Consider the following 19,548-nt stretch of genomic DNA (forward strand, 5'->3'; position numbering starts at 1 on the left):
AAGTGCGGTAGTGTTCCGACAATCTAACACACGGACGCCGTCCGTTCTGTTTTCCACTGGAGAATCCCGATGGCGCTAGAACGCTCCGACGTGGAAAAAATCGCTCATTTGGCCTGCCTTGGCCTCAATGATGCCGATCTTCCGCACATTACTTCCGCCCTCAACAGCATTCTCGGGCTGGTCGACGAAATGCAGGCTGTTAATACCGACGGTATCGAGCCTCTGGCCCACCCGCTGGAAGCCAGTCAGCGCCTGCGCGCCGACGTCGTGACCGAGACCAATCATCGCGAGGCCTATCAGTCCATCGCACCAGCGGTCGAAAACGGCCTGTATCTGGTTCCGAAAGTCATCGACTAAAGGGAAAGAGCCTGCAATGCATCAAATGACTCTGGCCGAGATCGCCCGCGGTCTCGCCGATAAAAAGTTTTCCTCCGAAGAGCTGACCAAAGTCCTGCTGGCGCGTATCACCCAGCTCGACCCGCAGCTCAACAGTTTCATCAGCCTCACCGAAGAGCTGGCCATCGAGCAGGCGAAAGCCGCCGACGTACGCCGGGCCAACGGTGAGAGCGGCGCGCTGCTTGGTGCGCCGATCGCCCACAAAGACCTGTTCTGCACCCAGGGCATCCGCACCAGTTGCGGCTCGAAGATGCTCGACAACTTCAAGGCCCCGTATGACGCCACCGTGGTCGCGAAACTGGCCGCAGCCGGTGCCGTGACCCTGGGCAAGACCAACATGGACGAATTCGCCATGGGTTCGGCCAACGAGTCGAGCTGGTACGGCGCAGTGAAAAACCCGTGGAACCTGGAACACGTGCCGGGCGGTTCGTCCGGTGGTTCGGCGGCGGCCGTTGCCGCTCGTCTGTTGCCTGCGGCCACTGCCACCGACACCGGTGGTTCGATCCGTCAGCCGGCCGCGTTCACCAACCTCACTGGCCTGAAACCGACCTACGGTCGCGTTTCGCGCTGGGGCATGATCGCTTACGCTTCCAGCCTCGATCAGGGCGGCCCGTTGGCGCGCACTGCCGAAGACTGCGCAATTTTGTTGCAAGGTATGGCCGGCTTCGATCAGAACGACTCCACCAGCATCGATGAGCCCGTGCCGGATTACTCCGCCAGCCTCAACACGTCGCTGCAGGGCCTGCGCATCGGTGTGCCGAAGGAATACTTCAGCGCCGGTCTCGACCCGCGTATCGCCGAGCTGATCCAGAACAGCATCAAAGAGCTGCAGAAGCTCGGTGCCGTGATCAAGGAAATCAGCCTGCCGAACATGCAGCACGCGATTCCTGCGTACTACGTGATCGCCCCGGCCGAAGCTTCTTCGAACCTCTCGCGTTTCGACGGCGTGCGTTTCGGCCACCGTTGCGAGCACCCGAAAGACTTGATCGACCTGTACAAGCGCTCCCGTGGCGAAGGCTTCGGGCCTGAAGTACAGCGCCGGATCATGGTCGGTGCCTATGCGCTGTCCGCCGGTTACTACGACGCCTACTACCTGAAGGCGCAGAAAATCCGTCGTCTGGTGAAGAACGACTTCATGGCTGCCTTTAATGAAGTCGACATCATCCTTGGCCCGACCACGCCGAACCCGGCCTGGAAACTCGGCGCCAAGAACAGCGACCCGGTCGCTGCCTATCTGGAAGACGTCTACACCATCACCGCCAACCTCGCGGGCCTGCCGGGCCTGTCGATGCCGGCCGGTTTTGTCGACGGTCTGCCGGTTGGCGTGCAACTGCTCGCTCCGTATTTCCAGGAAGGCCGTTTGCTCAACGTTGCGCATCAGTATCAGTTGAACACTGACTGGCACACCCGCACCCCAACCGGCTTCTGAGGAGACACACATGCAATGGGAAGTCGTGATCGGGCTGGAGATTCACACTCAGCTCACCACCCGGTCGAAAATCTTTTCCGGTAGTTCCACCACGTTCGGTTCCGAGCCGAACACGCAGGCCAGTCTGGTCGATCTGGGCATGCCGGGCGTTTTGCCGGTGCTGAACCAGGAAGCAGTGCGCATGGCGGTGATGTTCGGTCTGGCGATTGACGCCGAGATCGGTCAGCACAACGTGTTCGCCCGTAAAAACTACTTCTACCCGGACCTGCCGAAGGGCTACCAGATCAGCCAGATGGAATTGCCGATCGTCGGCAAGGGACACCTGGACATCGCGCTGGAAGACGGCACGGTCAAACGTGTCGGCATCACCCGCGCGCACCTCGAAGAAGACGCCGGCAAGAGCCTGCACGAAGAATTCAACGGTGCTACCGGCATCGACCTGAACCGTGCCGGCACGCCGCTGCTGGAAATCGTCTCCGCGCCGGACATGCGCAGCGCCAAGGAAGCCGTGGCTTACGTCAAGGCGATCCACGCGCTGGTGCGTTACCTGGGCATCTGCGACGGCAACATGGCCGAAGGTTCGCTGCGTTGCGACTGCAACGTGTCGATCCGTCCGAAAGGTCAGGAAGCCTTCGGCACGCGCTGCGAGATCAAGAACGTCAACTCGTTCCGTTTCATCGAGAAGGCGATCAACTCCGAGATCCAGCGTCAGATCGAGCTGATCGAAGACGGCGGCAAAGTGATCCAGCAGACCCGTCTGTACGATCCGAACAAGGACGAAACCCGTCCGATGCGCTCCAAAGAGGAAGCCAACGACTACCGTTACTTCCCCGATCCGGACCTGCTGCCCGTGGTCATCGAAGAGTCGTTCCTGGGCGAGGTGCGCGCCACCCTGCCGGAACTGCCTCCGCAGAAACGCGAGCGCTTCCAGGAGCAATTCGGTCTGTCGGTCTACGACGCTAGCGTGCTGGCCACCAGCCGCGAACAAGCCGACTACTTCGAGAAAGTTGCAGCCATCGGCGGCGACGCCAAACTGGCGGCGAACTGGGTGATGGTCGAGTTGGGCAGCCTGCTCAACAAGCAAGGCCTGGACATCGACGAGTCGCCGGTTTCCGCTGAACTGCTGGGCGGCATGCTGCAGCGCATCAAGGACAACACCATCTCCGGCAAGATCGCCAAGGTTGTGTTCGAAGCGATGGCCAACGGCGAAGGCAGCGCGGACGAGATCATCGAAAAACGCGGTCTCAAGCAAGTCACCGACAGCGGCGCGATCTCGGCGGTGCTGGACGAAATGCTCGCGGCCAATGCCGAGCAGGTCGAGCAATACCGCGCGGCAGACGAAGCCAAACGCGGCAAGATGTTCGGCTTCTTCGTCGGACAGGCCATGAAAGCCTCCAAAGGCAAGGCCAACCCGCAGCAAGTGAACGAACTGCTGAAAAGCAAGCTCGAAGGCTGACCACAATGGAGCCAGATCCACATCCTGGCTCCACCCCTTGTGGGAGTAACCTGTGGCGAGGGGATTTATCCCCGTTGGGCCGCGAAGCGGCCCCAATTGCTGAGCTTGATTTGCACCAGATAAACCGAGTTCTCAGATTTTGGGACTGCTGCGCAGTCCAACGGGGATAAATCCCCTCGCCACAGGTCGCTCCCACATTTGTTTCGGGAAACCTTTGAATGAAGCGTCTGTTAGTCAGCTGCGCCCTGCTCTCTTTACTGGCCGGATGCGCCAGCACCGACACCATCGACCCGCACGGTTACGACCAGACCGGCGTCGCCTCCTATTACGGAGCCAAACACCACGGTAAACGCACCGCCAGCGGCGAAGCGTTCAACCAGCATGGCCTGACCGCCGCCCATCGCCAGTTGCCGTTCGGCACCCGGGTAAAGGTCACCAATCTGAAGAATGACGAATCCGTCGTGGTGCGTATCAACGACCGCGGCCCCCATACCCGTGGCCGACTGATCGACCTGTCCCGCGAGGCCGCAAACCAGATCGGCATGCTGCGCGCCGGTACTGCGCGGGTCCGCATTCAGGCCCTCGACTGATGGAGCGCCGACCATTTTCGGACTGACCGATTTACCGCTGATCAGCGTGATCGAATTGCTCGCTGGGCTATGCCTGCTGATCTTCGGTGCCGAACTGATGGTGCGCGCAGCGGTGCGCCTCGCCGCGCGACTGAATGTACGGCCACTGATCATCGGCCTGACCATCGTCGCCCTCGGCAGCAGCGCCCCGCAGATGGCGGTGAGTCTGCAAGCCGCACTGGCGCACAATCCCGACATCGCCGTCGGTAGCGTGGTCGGCAGCAGCATCTTCAACATCCTCGTGACCCTCGGCTTGTCGGCGCTGATCATTCCGCTGCGCGTGTCGCGGCAACTGGTGCGCCTCGATATTCCGCTGATGATCGGTGCCTGCCTGCTGGTGTTCGTTCTGGCGTGGAATGAGGAAATCGGTCGCATCGACGGCATCCTCTTACTGGGCGCACTGGCGCTATACCTTGGTTTGCTGCTGCGCCAGTCACGGCATTCGACACGACCGCATTCGGAGCATCCCGAAGCGCCGCAGACGTCCTGGGTCGGCTGTTCGCTGATGATCATCGTCGGTCTGGCGATGTTGGTCTTCGCCGGGCATCTGCTGTTGGGCGCTGCCGTTGTGGTGGCGACCGATCTTGGATTTTCCGAGCGCGTTATCGGGCTGACCGTGGTGGCCGTCGGCACCTCGCTGCCGGAACTCGCGACCTCGCTGATCGCCGCATTGCGCGGGCAACGGGACATTGCGGTAGGCAACGTGATCGGTGCCAATCTTTTCAACTTGCTCGGGGTACTCGGCATCACCGCGTTGATCGCGCCGACACCGCTGTCGGTGTCGCCCAATGCGCTGGATTTCGACTTGCCGGTGATGCTCGGTGTCGCAGCGCTGTGTCTGCCGGTGTTCTATTCCGGCTACCGCGTGACCCGCGCCGAAGGTCTGCTGCTGCTTGGTTTGTATCTGGCGTACGGGCTGCATGTGGTGTCGTTCACCACCGGCATGCCGCTGGCCGGCAAGCTTGAGCGGCTGATGTTGTTTTACGTCTTGCCGACGCTGCTGACGTTTTTGCTGATCACGTCAGTCATCGCCTGGCGCCGCCAACACCACAAAAAGGATATGCCATGACCGAATCGAAGAAGTCCGGGGTTGAAGTCCGCCGCCAGGTAATGGGCGATGCGTTTGTTGATCGGGCGCTGGGCAACGCCACGGAATTCACCCAGCCGCTGCAGGATTTCGTCAATGAGCATGCCTGGGGTGGCGTGTGGAACCGCGAAGGCCTGCCGTTGAAGACCCGCAGTTTGATCACGCTTGCTGCGCTGACTGCCTTGAAATGTCCGCAAGAGCTGAAAGGTCATGTGCGCGGAGCGCTGAACAATGGCTGCACAGTGGATGAGATTCGCGAGGCGCTGCTGCATTGTGCGGTGTATGCCGGTGTGCCGGCGGCGATCGATGCGTTTCGCGCGGCGCAGGAAGTGATCGATACCTATCAGAAGAGCTAAAAGATCGCAGCCTTCGGCAGCTCCTACAGGGGAACGCAATCCTGTGTAGGAGCTGCCGCAGGCTGCGATCTTTTGATCTTGCCGGTCAGATCCACCCGCCCCACTGCAAAAAGAAGATCCCGAGATTGGTGGTGATCGCCGCCATCAGAGTGGTCAGCACAATGATCGCCGCCGCCAGCTCGTGATTGCCCTGCGCCGCCCGGGCCATGACAAAACTGGCCGCCGCCGTCGGGCTGCCGAAGTACAGAAACAGAATCCCCAGTTCAGCCCCGCGAAAACCGCATAGCCATGCGCCGAACGTCGCCAGCACCGGCAGGCCGATCATCTTCACCAGACTGGAACTGAGCGCCATGTTGCCGCTCTTGCGCAGCGCCGCCAGCGACAAGGTGCCGCCGATGCAGATCAGCGCCAGCGGCAAAGTGGTCTGCGCCAGATACTGGCCGGAGGTTTCCAGCCACCCCGGCAGACCGATCTTGAAATAGGCAAACGGCGCCGCCGCGATCACGCTGATGATCAGCGGATTGCTGAACACGCTTTTGCAGATGCTCCACGGATCGGACTTGATCACCGGGCTGTACACCGCCAGCACGATGGTCGACAGCGTGTTGTAAAACAGGATCACCAGCGCCGCGAGAATCGCCCCGAGGGAAATCCCGTACTCGCCGTACATGCTTGCGGCCAGTGCCAGGCCGATGACACCGTTGTTGCCGCGAAACGCGCCTTGGGTATAGATGCCGCGATCTTCACGCGGACAGCGCAAAATCGCCCAGCCCCAGGCCACAGCAAAACTCACCAGCGTTGCAATGGAGAAATAGATCAGCAGCGCCGGTTGCAACGCGGCGTGCAAGTCGGCATGCAGGATGCCAAGGAACAGCAACGCCGGCATGGTGACGTTGAACACCAGCGACGAGGCCGTGTGGATGAAGTTGTCGTTGATCCAGTCGATGCGCTTGAGCAGCACACCGAGAAACAGCATGGCAAACACCGGCGCGGTGATGTTCAGGGTTTCGAGGAAGATTGCCAGCATGCCGGGGAGCCTTGGGTGAGCGTCGTTAGGGGGCTAATGATAAGCCAAAAGCTTCAAGAGCCCTCACCCTAACCCTCTCCCGGAGGGAGAGGGGACTGACCGAGGTGTCTTTCGCTATACATCGACCTGAAAGTGCGAGTCGATTATGGATTCAGCCAAGCACTTTCAGGTCGATGTACTTCTAAAATATTCCCGAATCGGCCCCCTCTCCCTCCGGGAGAGGGCTGGGGTGAGGGTAAGCTTTTGACCTCCCCCCAAAACTCAGGTAATCGGCGCCGGATTGAACAACGTAATGTCGTTATGCAGCTTGTGCTTCTCCGCCCACGTCTGCTGCTTGCCGCTCGCCACGGCCAGGTAGTAGTGGAACAACTCCCAGCCCAACTCCTCGATCGTCGCGCGCCCGGTGGCAATCCGCCCGGCGTCGATGTCGATCAAGTCAGGCCAACGCTGCGCCAGTTCAGTACGCGTCGAGACCTTCACCACCGGCGCCATCGCCAAGCCATACGGCGTGCCGCGCCCCGTGGTGAAGACATGCAGGTTCATCCCTGCCGCCAACTGCAACGTGCCGCAGACAAAATCACTGGCCGGGGTCGCACAGAAAATCAGCCCCTTCTGCTTGAAGCGCTCGCCCGGGCCAAGCACGCCGTTGATCGCGCTGCTGCCGGATTTGACGATCGAGCCCAATGACTTCTCGACGATGTTCGACAACCCGCCCTTCTTGTTGCCCGGCGTGGTGTTGGCGCTGCGATCCGCTTCGCCCTTGGCCAGATAACGGTCGTACCAGTCCATCTCGCGCACCAGTTCCTCGGCGACAGCCTTGGTCTGGGCGCGGGAAGTCAGTAGATAAATCGCATCACGCACTTCGGTGACTTCGGAAAACATCACCGTCGCCCCCGCGCGCAGCAGCAAGTCCGAGGCGTATCCCAGCGCCGGGTTGGCGGTGATGCCGGAGAACGCGTCGCTGCCGCCGCACTGCATGCCGAGGATCAGCTCGGACGCTGGCACGGTTTCGCGGCGACGCTGGTCGAGCTTCTTCAAGCGGACTTCAGCCAGTTCCATGATCTGCTCGATCATCTCGGTAAAACCGTGACTGGAATCCTGCAAGCGATACAGCCACGGCTCGCTGAGATCCACCGAAGCATCGTCCTCGTGCATCACCTGCCCGGCCTGCAATTTCTCGCAGCCCAGACCGATCACCAACGCCTCGCCACCCAGGTTCGGGTTGCGTGCCAGATTGCGCACGGTGCGAATCGGGATGTAGGCATCGGTGGCCGTGATCGCCACGCCGCAGCCGTAACTGTGGGTCAATGCGACTACGTCATCGACGTGCGGGTACTTCGGCAGCAGTTCTTCCTTGATGCGTTTCACCGCGTGATCGAGCACGCCAGTCACGCATTGCACGGTGGTGGTGATGCCCAGGATGTTGCGCGTGCCGACGGTGCCGTCGGCGTTGCGATACCCCTCGAAGGTGAAGCCTTCCAGTGGTGCCTGAGCGTCCGGCACCTCGGTCGACAGCGGCAGGCTGTTCAGCGGCGGCGCGGTCGGCATGCGCAGTTGATCTTCCTTGACCCAACTGCCACGGCGGATCGGCTGCAAGGCATAACCGATGATCTGACCGTAGCGAATCACCTGGCCGCCCTCGGGAATGTCCTCCAGAGTGACCTTGTGGCTTTGCGGCACAAAATCCAGCGTCACCAGGCCATCGGCGAATTCAGTGCCGGCCGGTACGCCCTGGTCATTGACCACAACCACGACGTTGTCCCGCTCGTGCAGGCGGATGTAGCGCGGCGAGTCGGAATGTTCAATCAACTGCATGACGCCGCTCCTCAGGAATGCGCTTGAGACAATTTGCCGGTGGCTTCAGTACCACCTTGGGTTGGCGGCTCTTTCAACACGACACGCTTGATCGGGCCAACGATCACCAGATAGCTGAACACCGCGACCAGTGCGTTGGCACCGACGAACACCAGCGCCCACTTGAACGAACCGGTGGAGCTGATGATGTAGCCAATCACGATCGGCGTGGTGATCGAAGCGATGTTGCCGAAGGTGTTGAACAGGCCACCGCTCAGACCGGCAATCTGTTTCGGCGAGGTGTCGGAAACCACTGCCCAGCCGAGAGCGCCAACGCCTTTGCCGAAGAATGCCAGGGCCATGAAGCCGACCACCATCCACTCAACATCGACATAGTTGCAAGCCACGATGCTGCTGGACACCAGGAGGCCGGCGATGATCGGCGCCTTGCGGGCGAAGGTCAGAGAATGACCCTTACGCAGCAGGTAATCGGAAATCACCCCGCCGAGCACACCACCGATGAAACCGCAGATCGCCGGCAAGGACGCAATGAAACCCGCCTTGAGAATGGTCATGCCACGCTCTTGCACCAGATAAACCGGGAACCAGGTCAGGAAGAAGTAAGTGATGCCGTTGATGCAGTATTGGCCCAGGTATACGCCGAGCATCATGCGATTGGTCAGCAACTGACGAATGTAATCCCACTTCGGGCCATCGGATTTTTTGCCGCGCTGGTCCATGTCGACCATGCCGCCGTTTTCGGCGATGTGTTTGAACTCGGCATCATTGATGCGCGGGTGTTCGCGCGGGCTGTAGATCACTTTCAGCCAGATCAGCGAGAAGACGATGCCGAGGATGCCCATGACAATAAACACGTGTTCCCAGCCAAAGCTGTAAACGATCCAGCCCATCAGTGGGGCGAACAACACGGTGGCAAAGTATTGCGCCGAGTTGAAAATCGCCGAGGCGGTACCGCGTTCAGCAGTCGGAAACCAGGCAGCGACAATGCGTGCGTTGCCGGGGAAGGACGGCGCTTCAGCCAGGCCGACCAGAAAGCGCAGCATGAACAGCGCAACAATCGCCGTGGACATGCCGAATTCACCGACAAAGCCTTGCAGCACGGTGAACAGCGACCAGGTGAAAATGCTCAGGGCATAGACTTTTTTCGAGCCGAAGCGATCGAGCAACCAGCCACCGGGGATTTGCCCGGCCACGTAGGCCCAACCGAATGCGGAGAAGATGTAACCGAGGGTGACCGCGTCGATACCGAGGTCTTTTTGCAGGCTGGAACCGGCGATCGCGATGGTGGCGCGGTCGGCGTAGTTGATCGTGGTCACCAGAAACAGCATGAGCAGGATCAAATAGCGGACGTGAGTCGGCTTGGACGATTGCATGTAGATGTACTCCCACTGATTATTTTTATGCGCGGGTGAATCTTCTTTGGTCTGGCTTTTATTCCCTGTAGGAGCTGCCGAAGGCTGCGATCTTTTGATCTTGTTTTTAAGATCAGGATCAAAAGATCGCAGCCTGCGGCAGCTCCTACAGGGATTGCGGTGTCAGGGTCGACACCGCGTGCTCCATTCAGGAGCCGATGTAGCTGGTCTTCACGACCGTGTAGAACTCTTGCGCATAGCGGCCTTGCTCACGTGATCCATAGGATGAACCCTTACGCCCACCGAATGGAACGTGGTAATCCACGCCCGCCGTCGGCAGGTTGACCATCACCATCCCGGCCTGGGAGTGGCGCTTGAAGTGGTTGGCGTACTTCAGCGACGTGGTGGCAATGCCCGCCGACAAACCGAATTCGGTGTCGTTGGCCATGGCCAGTGCGGCGTCGTAATCGGCGACGCGGACGATGTTCGCCACTGGGCCGAAAATCTCTTCGCGGCTGATCCGCATCGAGGCTTCGCTGTCGGCAAACAGCGTCGGCGCGAGGAAGTAGCCCTCGGTGTCGCAGGTCACCAGACCACCGCCGCTGACCAGACGCGCACCTTCGGACTGGCCGATGTCGATGTACTTCATGTCCTGCTCAAGCTGCGCTTGCGAAACCACTGGACCGATATCGGTGCCGGATTTCAACGCGTGACCGACCTTGATCGACTTCATGCGTTCGGCCATGGCTTCAACGAACTTGTCGTGAATCCCGGCGGTAACGATCAAGCGGCTCGACGCGGTGCAACGCTGACCGGTGGAGTAGAACGCGCTCTGCACCGACAGTTCGACCGCTTGCTTGAGGTCGGCGTCGTCGAGAATGATCTGCGGGTTCTTGCCGCCCATCTCCAACTGAACCTTGGCCTGACGCGACACACAGTTGACCGCGATCTGCCGACCGACGCCGACCGAACCGGTGAAGCTGATGCCATCGATTTTCGGGCTGTTGACCAGCGCCTCACCGACGACACGACCGCTGCCCATCACCAGGTTGAACACACCGGCCGGGAAGCCTGCGCGAGAAATGATTTCGGCCAACGCCCAGGCGCAGCCCGGGACCAGATCGGCAGGTTTGAGCACTACGCAGTTGCCGTAAGCCAGGGCCGGGGCGATCTTCCACGATGGAATGGCAATCGGGAAATTCCACGGGGTGATCAGGCCGACCACGCCGAGTGCTTCGCGGGTCACTTCGACGTTGACGCCCGGGCGCACCGACGGCACGTAATCGCCGGACAGACGCAGGCATTCACCGGCGAAGAATTTGAAAATGTTGCCGGCGCGGGTCACTTCGCCGATGGCTTCGGGCAGGGTTTTGCCCTCTTCCCGAGCCAGCAAAGTGCCGAGTTCTTCGCGGCGGGCGAGGATTTCCGTGCCGACTTTATCCAGCGAATCGTGACGGGCCTGAATGCCCGAAGTCGACCACGCCGGGAACGCCGCGCGGGCAGCGTCAATGGCGGCGTTAACCTGAGTCAGGTCAGCCTTGGCGTAGTCACCAATGGTGTCGCTCAACTCGGAAGGGTTGATGTTGGCCGAGTAATCGGCAGCGGCGACCCATTCACCGTTGATGTAGTTGTCGTAACGTTTTGCATTTGCCACGGGACAGCCCTCGAAACTAAAAGCCTTCACGCAAAAAGCCGCTGATTGCTCAGCGGCCTCGGTTTGTCGTGTGTTACTGCGCACCTTGCTTGTCGATCAGTGCGGCGAGCATTTCGTACTCTTCGCCGGTCAGGTCGGTCAGCGGTGCCCGCACCGGGCCTGCGTCATAGCCGGCGATTTTTGCGCCCGCCTTGACGATGCTCACGGCGTAACCGGCTTTGCGGTTGCGGATGTCCAGGTACGGCAGGAAGAAGTCATCGATGATCTTGCCGACGGTGGCGTGATCTTCACGGGCAATCGCGTGGTAGAAATCCATCGCGGTTTTCGGAATGAAGTTGAACACTGCCGAGGAGTAAACCGGCACGCCCAGCGCCTTATAGGCAGCGGCGTAGACTTCGGCGGTCGGCAAACCACCCAGGTAGCTGAAGCGATCACCAAGGCGGCGACGGATCGACACCATCAACTCGATGTCGCCCAGACCGTCCTTGTAACCGATCAGGTTCGGGCAGCGCTCGGCCAGACGTTCCAGCAGCGGCGCGGTCAGGCGGCAGACGTTGCGGTTGTAGACGACCACGCCGATCTTGACCGATTTGCACACGGCTTCAACGTGGGCGGCAACGCCGTCCTGGCTGGCTTCGGTCAGGTAGTGCGGCAGCAGCAACAGGCCTTTGGCGCCCAGACGTTCGGCTTCTTGAGCGTATTCGATGGCCTGACGGGTCGAACCGCCAACGCCGGCGAGGATGGGCACGCTGGTTTCACAGGTGTCGACGGCAGTCTTGATGATTTCCGAGTATTCGCTGGCGGCCAGGGAGAAGAACTCACCCGTGCCACCGGCTGCGAACAAGGCCGAAGCGCCATACGGGGCCAGCCATTCCAGACGCTTGATATAGCCCGCGCGGTTGAAATCGCCCTGCGCGTTGAAATCGGTGACCGGGAAAGACAGCAGGCCGGCAGAGAGGATGGACTTCAGTTCTTGTGGATTCATTATTCGAACACCCTGGGTAGCAATATTGTTGTGAGTAAACCTTTCAGCGCTCGCTGAAGTTGTAGGTCATCGTACAACTTAAAAGATAACCGTCAACTGCATTTCATCGTTGGCGGGCACTTTTTGTCGGACAAGATCGTTTCTTGACGTAGGAAATTTCTCGGCTAAGGTTTGTTTAGCTGTATATACATACAGCTAAACATAAACCTTCCGATGACATATCAAGGAGAAAGAAATGTCCGGTCTACACCCGAAATCTCAGGAAAAACCCAAGCCGATCATTGCCCGTTTTGATGATCTGTTCACTGAATCCGGCATCGGCTTTGACGCCGAAAATCCGCATCTGGTGCTGCACATCGCCGATGCCCACAGCGATGTCGAACCGGTCACTGCCCTCCCCGCAAACGCCTTTAAAGGCAGGCCGCAGGCACGCTTCGAAGGTGGCGAACACACGGCCATCGGCGACAACACGCTGCTGCGCTTTGTCGAAAATGCCGAACCGGTGCTCGCGCAAAACGTGCAACTGCACCTGCCGAACGGCTCAGCCTTCACTTACGGCCAGGTTCTGGCGTTGGGGGGTGATTTCTACGGCATCCCGGATCGCCCGATCAGCGAAGGCGCTACGCCGGTGGATCGCCTGCAACGTTTCATCGCCGCTTTCGACTCTCTTGCGGTGTTGCCCGCCGCACGGGCCGAAGCCACGCAGATTCTTGCGGTAATGCAAAAAGAGATCGACGCGGTTAAACAGGCCATCAAGGACGGGAAACAACCGCACGAAGCCTACGACGCGTTAGGAGATACGTTGTCCGAAGAGTGGAACAAAATCACCGGTGGCGGCAGTTTTGTCTCGGCGCTGTTCCCGCTCGGGCGTTACCTGAAACTGGCGGCAAATAACGCTGACCACTTTGGCGAATGGGCAAAACTGGCCTATATCGCCGGCCACACCGCCGCGCTGCAAACCGCCATTGCTGCCCGCGCCAATCAGGATGAGCTGCAACTGGAACGGGCTTACGCGATGAACGCGTTTGCCGACCACTTCCTCACCGACCTGTTTTCCTCCGGCCACCTGCGGGTGCCACGCAAGGAGCTGGCGGCAGTGGTGACACCGAGCGATCTGGGTTCGTTGATCACCCGTTTTATGCACGATGAGGACAGCAAATTCGGCCTCAAGGTACAAAACAGTCGTGGTGATCAGTGGCGGGCATACGGTGACAAGCGCTACTTCGAGGCCACCGACGCCGACAACCGCCAACAGGTCAATCAAGCGGTGCAAACCTCGGCAGATGAAGTGTTCGCGGCTTACCTCAGCGGCAACCTCCCCGCGCCTTCCGCGTTCGCCGCGCTCAAACGCCTGCCGGACCTGACGGCGGTACTGAATCTGGCGAACAACTTCTCGCCACTGTTCCGCACCGAAGGCGGCAAAGTGTTGCGGCGCAAGGACGTCAACAACCTCAACGACACCGCGACCGTCGACGACTGGTGGGGCTGGAGCACTTACCTGCTGCTCAAGGATTACCACCCGACCGGCAACGTCAATTAATCAAGGAGAACCGCCATGACGATCACATTGAAACTGGAACTGGCCTCGGGCGAATCGCTCAAGGGTGCGCCGCTGGAGTTGTTGGCCAAAGGCCTGCCTATCGCCCGGGCGACGGTGGATGCCCAAGGTTACGCCACCTTTGATGCCAAACCCGTTGCTGGCCTGCTCGCCGTAAGAGTTGACCGGTCAATTCTGCCGCGCCATTGACAACATCCGCCCCCCTGCCGGGACTGCCGCAGGGGGGCTTTGAAATGACTGGAAATGAACGGTTTAAAACACCTTCCGCGAGAGTCTTTTACCGTGCAGAACCGCCGTGAATGGATCACGGCGCACTACGCATGGAGAGCGACCCTCATGACTTTAGCCTCACCCACACTCCCGCAATTTCTGCCTCATTCATCTGAAACGGTCACCGTGAACTTGTCGGAACTGAGCGATCACCTGATCGTTGAGGTCCCGGACTCCAGCGACTTTGCAGCCAATTGGAGCGTCTACGCCATTCTTGGCGACGACCCCGAAGAGCCCGAATGGGCAGGCGAAGAAGTTGATACCGGCGCCTGGGATGACGCCGAGGACGAGATGGAAAAACTCACGGGCATTGAATTGCAGATTCCGAAGGAAGTGCTGAAGACGTACGTGAGTTGCGAAATTGAACTGCGCTACAAGTTTCAGGACGAATCGAGCATGGAGCCGTTTTCGGCCCCGCTGATGCTGCGTATCGAAGCCTAAGCCGTTACCCCCGCTGCGCCTGCGCCTCTTCATGGGCCTGGCGCAGTCTTTCGCGGCTGTTGGTCAGGTGCAGACGCATGGCCGCACGGGCCGCATCGGAATCCTGGCGGGCGATGGCCTCGTAGATTTCTTCGTGCTCGCGGCTCAGGCGATTCATGTAGTGCTGCTGATCGTCATGGGCCAGTCGCGCCGAATTCAGCCGGGTACGCGGAATGATGCTGGTGCCCAGGTGGGTCATGATGTCAGTGAAATAGCGGTTGCCCGTGGACAAGGCGATTTCCAGGTGGAAGGCAAAGTCAGAAGCCACGGCGTCGCTGGCATGGGCGACGCTGTCGTTCAGCGCATCGAGGGCGGCACGCATGGTTGCCAGTTGCTCGGGGCTGCGGCGTTGCGCGGCGAGGCCGGCGGACTCCACTTCGAGGCTGATGCGAAGCTCAAGAATGGCCAACACGTCACGCAGGGTAACGACGGTGGCCGGGTCGATACGAAAACCGCTCGGGCTCGGTGTGTCGAGCACGAAGGTACCGATGCCGTGGCGGGTTTCCACTTGGCCGGCGGCCTGCAAACGGGAAATCGCCTCGCGCACCACCGTACGGCTGACGCCATGGGCTTCCATGATCGCCGACTCAGTGGGCAATTTGTCGCCGCGCTTGAGCAGGCCATCGCGGATCTGCTCGCTCAGCACCGTCACCAGTTCCTGAGCCAGACTGCGGCGCTTGCGCGGCAGGCGCGGGGTTTCGATCGCGTTTTCCATAGTCTGTATCTTGTCTCGAAAATTCGGCTTGGGGGCATCATAGCTCAAGCGGGTTGTACGATCACTGGTCGGCTCACATCGCTTCTCTGTAGGAGTGGAGGTGATCAGGCGTTCACGGTCTGCTCAACCAAATGACCGCTGTCGATCCGCACATGCCGTGGGTGGAAGCGTTTGAGGCTGCTGCGATGACCAACGCTGACGATGCTCAACCCCGGCAACTGATCGATCAGCGCCTGATACAACGTCGCTTCGTCCTCTTCATCCATCGCCGAGGTCGCTTCGTCCATGTACAGCCATTGCGGCGCATAGAGCAGCGCGCGGGCGAAGGCCAGACGTTGCTGCTCACCCGGCGACAGCATGCGCTGCCAGTGATTGGCTTCATCCAGACGCGCGACCAGATGCGGCAAGCGGCAGGTTTCCAGCACTTGTGCATAACGTTCTGGTGCGTAGGTCTCGCCCGGTTGTGGATAACTCAGCGCATCTCGCAGAGTGCCGATCGGCAGATAGGGCTTCTGCGGCAGGAACAGATAACGCGCCGCCGGCAGTCGAATGCTGCCGTGGCCCGCCGGCCACAAATGGCCCATCGCCCGAAGCAAGGTGGACTTGCCGCTGCCGGAGCGGCCGCTGAGCATCAGGCGCTCACCCGGTTCGACGGTCATGTCGGCGCTGGTCAGCAGATGACGACCATCGGCCAGATCCAGTCCGAGGTCATGCACCTTCAATTCGCGGCCCTGATTCTGTACATCGATGGCCGGAGGACGCTCTTCATTGTCGGTCATCGCCTGGCGGAAACTCAGCAGACGATCACAGGTGGCACGCCAGGAAGCGAGGCTCTGGTACGCGTTGATAAACCAGCTGAAGCTCTCTTGAACGTTGCCGAATGCCGAGCTGATCTGCATCAGCTCGCCAAGTTCGATCTTACCGGCGAGGTAACGCGGCGAAGCAACGATGAACGGAAAGATGATGGCGGCCTGGCTGTAACCGGCGGTGAAAAACGTCAGGCGCTTGGACACTTTCATGATGTCCCAGAAGTTATGCCAGACCATCCCGAAACGGTTACTCAGCCGGCGGTTCTCATTCGGCTCACCGTTGTACAACGCGATACTCTCGGCGTTCTCACGTATCCGCACCATAGAGAAACGCAGGTCAGCTTCGAAACGTTGTTGCTTGTTGTTCAGACCGATCAAGCGACGACCGATCAAATGCGTCAGCCAACTACCCACCACGGCGTAAACCAGCACGCACCAGAACATGTAGCCGGGAATGGTGATGCCATAGATTTCGATGCTGCCCGACACACCCCACAAAATGATCGAGAACGACACCAGACTGACGATGTTGCGCAACAGCCCGATACCCAGTTCAAGGGTGTTGGAGGTAAAGCTGTTGAGGTCTTCGGAAATCCGCTGATCCGGGTTATCGGTGTAACCGCCCTGCTCCAGCTGGTAATAATTCTTGTCGGCGAGCCAGCGGGAGAAATGCTTTTCGGTCAGCCACGCCCGCCAGCGGATCGTCAGCATCTGCGTCAGATATTGTCTGTATACGGCACCGACAATCGCCACCGCTGCGATTGCACAAAAGTAGAGAATCAGATTCCAGAACGCCGCTTCATCCTTCTTTTGCAGCGCGTTGTAAAAATCCTTGTACCAGGTGTTGAACCACACCGAGATGCCCACGCTGACCAGCGAGAGTGCGATCACTGCAATCAGCAGCGTCCAGGCCTTGACCTTCTCCTCACTGCGCCAATAAGGCGTGATCATCGCCCACACTTTGCGAAAAAACTGCCCGCGCACAGCATCGTTGACCGCGGAATATTCAGCGTTCTGATTCATGGAAAAGGCTCGATATAGAAAAGAACAGACACGCACCGATCATAGATGATCGGTGCGTTTTATCGCGAGGGCTGGCGATAGTCGTTCAGCGCAGGTTCAGCGACGAACAGGACGTTTCTGCAGTTTGCGCTGCAGCGTGCGGCGGTGCATGCCCAGGGCGCGGGCAGTGGCGGAGATGTTGCCTTCGTGCTCGGTGAGCACGCGCTGGATGTGTTCCCATTGCAGGCGGTCGACCGACATCGGGTTTTCCGGCACCAGCGTGTCGAGGTCGGCGTGCTCGGAGAGCAGCGCGGCAAGGACGTCGTCGGCATCAGCGGGTTTGCACAGGTAGTTGCAGGCGCCACGCTTGATCGCCTCGACCGCAGTGGCAATGCTCGAATAACCGGTGAGGATCACCACGCGCATTTCCGGGTCGAGTTCGAGCAACTTCGGCAGCAACACCAGGCCGGAGTCGCCGTCCATCTTCAGGTCCAGCGCGGCGTAGTCCGGCAGATCGGCCTGGGCGATGGTCAGGCCCTCTTCGGCAGAACCGGCGGTGCTGACGCGAAAGCCACGGCGGGCCATGGCGCGGGCCATCACTCGGGTAAAGGTCGCGTCGTCGTCGACCAGCAGCAAATGCGGCAGTTCTTCGCCTTCAACTTGGATTTCGTCACTCATGTTGGTCTCCTCGGGCGCCGTGGGGCAGGCGCAGCTCGGTGAGCGTGCCGCCTTCCTCATGACTATAGAGTTTCACTGAGCCGCCGGCGCGTGTCACGCTGGCCTTGCTCAAAAACAGGCCCAGGCCGAAACCTTTGCCCTTGGTGGTAAAAAACGGTTTGCCGATCTGTTCGGCGATGGCCAGCGGCACACCGGCGCCGTGGTCGCGAATGCTGATGGTCAGGTTTTCCGCGTCCCAGTCCAGCGTCACCTTGAGGTTTTCCGGGCAGGCGTCGGCTGCGTTGTTGAGCAGATTCAACAGGGCCTGGGTCAGATCCGGCGGCGGCGCCATGCGCGGCACCGTGCCCTGGCCGAGACGATGGAAGCGATAACTGGCTTCCGGACGCATCAGGTGCCAGCGGTTCAGCGCTTCGTCGAGCCACACCGTAACGTCCTGCATCTCCACCGCCAGTCGACGATTGGCTTCGGCGGCGCGCACCAGTTGCTGCAAGGTTTCTTTGCACAGTTTGACCTGATCCTGCAGCACTTTCAGATCGTCCTGCAACATCGGGTCAGGGTGATCCTGCTGCATCTCTTTAAGCAGCACACTCATGGTTGCCAGCGGCGTACCCAGCTCATGGGCGGCGCCGGCGGCTTGGGTGGCGACGGCGAGCAACTGCTGATCGCGCAGGCCTTCTTCACGACGGATCGCACGCAATTCTTCCTGACGGCGCAACTCTTCGGCCATGCGCGCGGCGAAGAAAGTGATCACCGCAGCGGCCAGGGCGAAACTCAGCCACATGCCGTAGATCTGCAGGTTTTCGCGGGCGACCGGCAGAGTTTCCAGCGGATAAAACCGCGTCAGCATCAAGGTGTACAACGCCAGCGCGATGCCGGACAGGATCACCGAATAACGCCACGGCAGCGTCACCGCCGCAATGGTCAGCGGCACCAGATAATAGGAAACGAAGGGGTTGGTTGAACCGCCGGAGAAATACAGCAGCGCACTGTGGATAACCAGATCGCAGGCCAGTTGCAGCGCGTATTCGAGTTCGGTCACCGGCCACGATGTGCGCAAACGCACGGCGGTAAACACGCAGAGCAGTGTCGAACAGCCGAGCGTCATCGCCAGTTGCACCCACGGCAACGGCAGCAGTTGCAGCCAATAGGCCAGCCCCACAGAGCCGGCCTGCGCGGCGAGCACCAGGGTGCGGATGAAAGTCAGTCGCCAAAGGTTCTGGCGAGTGGCGGAAGTCAGTTGAACGGGGGCGAGCATGAGCTCTCCTGATGAGCGCTCCAGGCGGATCGCACGGAGTATAACCAAGCCGCGCCCTTGAGAGGCGAAAGTGCGGCAAACGACCACATGGCGTTGCCTGAAAACTGGGCTATGCCGAACAAGGTTCCGAAGGTATTCGGGATCAATGTGGCGAGGGGATTTATCCCCGATGGGCTGCGAAGCGGCCCCAAATCTTGTAATCCGGTTCAGTCAGGCATACCGCATGCGCTGAATGGCGACTGCTGCGCAGCCGATCGGGGATAAATCCCCTCGCCACAGAAGCACTCCCCCACTGCACGCTGTCATCTGTATAGAAGTTGTAACTGGGCGAACCGGATCATAAAAGCTAGAGTCTGATGGTTCACGCAGGCCAGAACTGAAAAAACCTGCGCCCCCATCAAGGAGCTTTCATGCACACATTTCGCCGCAGCGCCGCCCTTCTCGCCCTCACCATCGGCAGCGTCGCCAGCCTTCCGGCCCTGGCCGCCGATGAGCTGCACTACAACCAGATTGCCCTGCGCGCCGAAGTCAGCCAGGAAGTGGCCCGCGACCTGATGATCGTGACCCTCTACACCGAAGAGCAAAATACCGACCC

At 60.0% G+C, this 19,548-nt stretch carries 18 protein-coding genes and 1 pseudogene; 10 read left to right on the forward strand and 9 right to left on the reverse strand.

Annotation, left to right across the window (positions count from 1 at the left end; all coding sequences use genetic code 11):
• The first annotated feature begins 69 nt into the window (after window positions 1-69).
• From gatC to ACIOVB_RS24350, 6 genes are all read left to right on the forward strand, one after another.
• A complete protein-coding gene (gene gatC, locus ACIOVB_RS24325; RefSeq protein WP_007901429.1) occupies window positions 70-357 on the forward strand; it encodes an Asp-tRNA(Asn)/Glu-tRNA(Gln) amidotransferase subunit GatC in 288 nt (95 codons plus the stop codon).
• Window positions 358-373: 16 nt separating this feature from the next.
• Window positions 374-1,825 (forward strand): Asp-tRNA(Asn)/Glu-tRNA(Gln) amidotransferase subunit GatA, encoded by a 1,452-nt coding sequence (gatA, locus tag ACIOVB_RS24330; RefSeq protein WP_401271916.1) that lies wholly within the window; start codon window positions 374-376, stop codon window positions 1,823-1,825.
• Window positions 1,826-1,835: 10 nt separating this feature from the next.
• Window positions 1,836-3,281: an Asp-tRNA(Asn)/Glu-tRNA(Gln) amidotransferase subunit GatB gene (gatB, locus tag ACIOVB_RS24335; RefSeq protein ID WP_401271917.1), complete on the forward strand. Its 1,446-nt coding sequence runs from the start codon at window positions 1,836-1,838 to the stop codon at window positions 3,279-3,281.
• A 218-nt stretch (window positions 3,282-3,499) separates the two neighbouring features.
• Window positions 3,500-3,871, forward strand: a complete 372-nt coding sequence (locus ACIOVB_RS24340; RefSeq protein ID WP_187676764.1) for a septal ring lytic transglycosylase RlpA family protein — start codon at window positions 3,500-3,502, stop codon at window positions 3,869-3,871.
• A gap of 46 nt (window positions 3,872-3,917) precedes the next feature.
• A complete protein-coding gene (locus tag ACIOVB_RS24345; protein WP_401271918.1) occupies window positions 3,918-4,979 on the forward strand; it encodes a calcium/sodium antiporter in 1,062 nt (353 codons plus the stop codon).
• Window positions 4,976-5,353, forward strand: a complete 378-nt coding sequence (locus ACIOVB_RS24350) for a carboxymuconolactone decarboxylase family protein (RefSeq protein WP_187676762.1) — start codon at window positions 4,976-4,978, stop codon at window positions 5,351-5,353. The genes ACIOVB_RS24345 and ACIOVB_RS24350 overlap by 4 nt, the downstream gene beginning before the upstream one ends.
• Window positions 5,354-5,438: 85 nt before the next feature.
• On the opposite strand, the gene ACIOVB_RS24355 is transcribed toward ACIOVB_RS24350, so the two are convergent.
• From ACIOVB_RS24355 to kdgD, 5 genes are all read right to left on the reverse strand, one after another.
• Complete coding sequence (locus ACIOVB_RS24355) at window positions 5,439-6,380, reverse strand: AEC family transporter (protein WP_401271919.1); 942 nt, start codon at window positions 6,378-6,380, stop codon at window positions 5,439-5,441.
• Between the two features lie 261 nt (window positions 6,381-6,641).
• Entirely contained in the window at window positions 6,642-8,195 is a 1,554-nt protein-coding gene (garD, locus tag ACIOVB_RS24360) for a galactarate dehydratase (RefSeq protein WP_401271920.1), read from the reverse strand.
• 11 nt (window positions 8,196-8,206) lie between these two features.
• On the reverse strand, window positions 8,207-9,700 hold the full coding sequence (locus tag ACIOVB_RS24365) for an MFS transporter (protein ID WP_401271926.1): 1,494 nt from the start codon (window positions 9,698-9,700) through the stop codon (window positions 8,207-8,209).
• 55 nt (window positions 9,701-9,755) lie between these two features.
• Window positions 9,756-11,201: an aldehyde dehydrogenase family protein gene (locus ACIOVB_RS24370; RefSeq protein WP_401271921.1), complete on the reverse strand. Its 1,446-nt coding sequence runs from the start codon at window positions 11,199-11,201 to the stop codon at window positions 9,756-9,758.
• Between the two features lie 73 nt (window positions 11,202-11,274).
• A complete protein-coding gene (gene kdgD / locus ACIOVB_RS24375) occupies window positions 11,275-12,186 on the reverse strand; it encodes a 5-dehydro-4-deoxyglucarate dehydratase (RefSeq protein ID WP_042557640.1) in 912 nt (303 codons plus the stop codon).
• 235 nt (window positions 12,187-12,421) lie between these two features.
• Between kdgD and ACIOVB_RS24380 the strand changes: the two genes are divergently transcribed.
• The 3 genes from ACIOVB_RS24380 to ACIOVB_RS24390 are packed head-to-tail and all read left to right on the forward strand — an operon-like array spanning window position 12,422 to window position 14,455.
• Complete coding sequence (locus tag ACIOVB_RS24380) at window positions 12,422-13,726, forward strand: phospholipase (protein WP_401271922.1); 1,305 nt, start codon at window positions 12,422-12,424, stop codon at window positions 13,724-13,726.
• Window positions 13,727-13,741: 15 nt separating this feature from the next.
• The gene (locus tag ACIOVB_RS24385; protein ID WP_401271923.1) at window positions 13,742-13,933 is read left to right on the forward strand and encodes a hypothetical protein; all 192 of its coding nucleotides are present in this window, start codon (window positions 13,742-13,744) and stop codon (window positions 13,931-13,933) included.
• Between the two features lie 54 nt (window positions 13,934-13,987).
• Window positions 13,988-14,455 carry a hypothetical protein gene (locus ACIOVB_RS24390; protein WP_401271924.1) on the forward strand — a complete coding sequence of 156 codons (468 nt, stop codon included), beginning with the start codon at window positions 13,988-13,990 and terminating at the stop codon, window positions 14,453-14,455.
• A 4-nt stretch (window positions 14,456-14,459) separates the two neighbouring features.
• Here ACIOVB_RS24390 and ACIOVB_RS24395 read toward each other — a convergent pair whose 3' ends face one another.
• From ACIOVB_RS24395 to ACIOVB_RS24410, 4 genes are all read right to left on the reverse strand, one after another.
• Window positions 14,460-15,209, reverse strand: a complete 750-nt coding sequence (locus ACIOVB_RS24395; protein WP_187676755.1) for a FadR/GntR family transcriptional regulator — start codon at window positions 15,207-15,209, stop codon at window positions 14,460-14,462.
• A gap of 104 nt (window positions 15,210-15,313) precedes the next feature.
• Window positions 15,314-17,041 (reverse strand): ABC transporter ATP-binding protein/permease, encoded by a 1,728-nt coding sequence (locus tag ACIOVB_RS24400; protein WP_401271925.1) that lies wholly within the window; start codon window positions 17,039-17,041, stop codon window positions 15,314-15,316.
• Window positions 17,042-17,137: 96 nt separating this feature from the next.
• A complete protein-coding gene (locus tag ACIOVB_RS24405; protein ID WP_007942792.1) occupies window positions 17,138-17,698 on the reverse strand; it encodes a response regulator transcription factor in 561 nt (186 codons plus the stop codon).
• Window positions 17,691-18,953, reverse strand: coding sequence for an ATP-binding protein (locus ACIOVB_RS24410; protein ID WP_187676753.1), 1,263 nt, complete (start codon window positions 18,951-18,953; stop codon window positions 17,691-17,693). The genes ACIOVB_RS24405 and ACIOVB_RS24410 overlap by 8 nt, the downstream gene beginning before the upstream one ends.
• A 410-nt stretch (window positions 18,954-19,363) precedes the next feature.
• Between ACIOVB_RS24410 and ACIOVB_RS24415 the strand changes: the two are divergent.
• Window positions 19,364-19,548, forward strand: a pseudogene (locus ACIOVB_RS24415) (hypothetical protein); the annotation flags it as partial.

The organism is Pseudomonas sp. NPDC087639 (assembly GCF_044743385.1).
GTDB lineage: Bacteria > Pseudomonadota > Gammaproteobacteria > Pseudomonadales > Pseudomonadaceae > Aquipseudomonas.

What these genes read in the sequence shown, in the direction of transcription:
- ACIOVB_RS24380 (WP_401271922.1), top strand. Translation starts at nt 12,422, where the DNA reads ATGTCCGGTCTACACCCGAAATCTCAGGAAAAACCCAAGCCGATCATT.
- garD (WP_401271920.1), bottom strand. Translation starts at nt 8,195, where the DNA reads ATGCAGTTGATTGAACATTCCGACTCGCCGCGCTACATCCGCCTGCAC.
- ACIOVB_RS24385 (WP_401271923.1), top strand. Translation starts at nt 13,742, where the DNA reads ATGACGATCACATTGAAACTGGAACTGGCCTCGGGCGAATCGCTCAAG.
- ACIOVB_RS24410 (WP_187676753.1), bottom strand. Translation starts at nt 18,953, where the DNA reads ATGCTCGCCCCCGTTCAACTGACTTCCGCCACTCGCCAGAACCTTTGG.
- kdgD (WP_042557640.1), bottom strand. Translation starts at nt 12,186, where the DNA reads ATGAATCCACAAGAACTGAAGTCCATCCTCTCTGCCGGCCTGCTGTCT.
- gatB (WP_401271917.1), top strand. Translation starts at nt 1,836, where the DNA reads ATGCAATGGGAAGTCGTGATCGGGCTGGAGATTCACACTCAGCTCACC.
- ACIOVB_RS24355 (WP_401271919.1), bottom strand. Translation starts at nt 6,380, where the DNA reads ATGCTGGCAATCTTCCTCGAAACCCTGAACATCACCGCGCCGGTGTTT.
- ACIOVB_RS24350 (WP_187676762.1), top strand. Translation starts at nt 4,976, where the DNA reads ATGACCGAATCGAAGAAGTCCGGGGTTGAAGTCCGCCGCCAGGTAATG.
- gatA (WP_401271916.1), top strand. Translation starts at nt 374, where the DNA reads ATGCATCAAATGACTCTGGCCGAGATCGCCCGCGGTCTCGCCGATAAA.
- ACIOVB_RS24405 (WP_007942792.1), bottom strand. Translation starts at nt 17,698, where the DNA reads ATGAGTGACGAAATCCAAGTTGAAGGCGAAGAACTGCCGCATTTGCTG.
- ACIOVB_RS24400 (WP_401271925.1), bottom strand. Translation starts at nt 17,041, where the DNA reads ATGAATCAGAACGCTGAATATTCCGCGGTCAACGATGCTGTGCGCGGG.
- ACIOVB_RS24395 (WP_187676755.1), bottom strand. Translation starts at nt 15,209, where the DNA reads ATGGAAAACGCGATCGAAACCCCGCGCCTGCCGCGCAAGCGCCGCAGT.
- ACIOVB_RS24340 (WP_187676764.1), top strand. Translation starts at nt 3,500, where the DNA reads ATGAAGCGTCTGTTAGTCAGCTGCGCCCTGCTCTCTTTACTGGCCGGA.
- ACIOVB_RS24390 (WP_401271924.1), top strand. Translation starts at nt 13,988, where the DNA reads ATGAACGGTTTAAAACACCTTCCGCGAGAGTCTTTTACCGTGCAGAAC.
- gatC (WP_007901429.1), top strand. Translation starts at nt 70, where the DNA reads ATGGCGCTAGAACGCTCCGACGTGGAAAAAATCGCTCATTTGGCCTGC.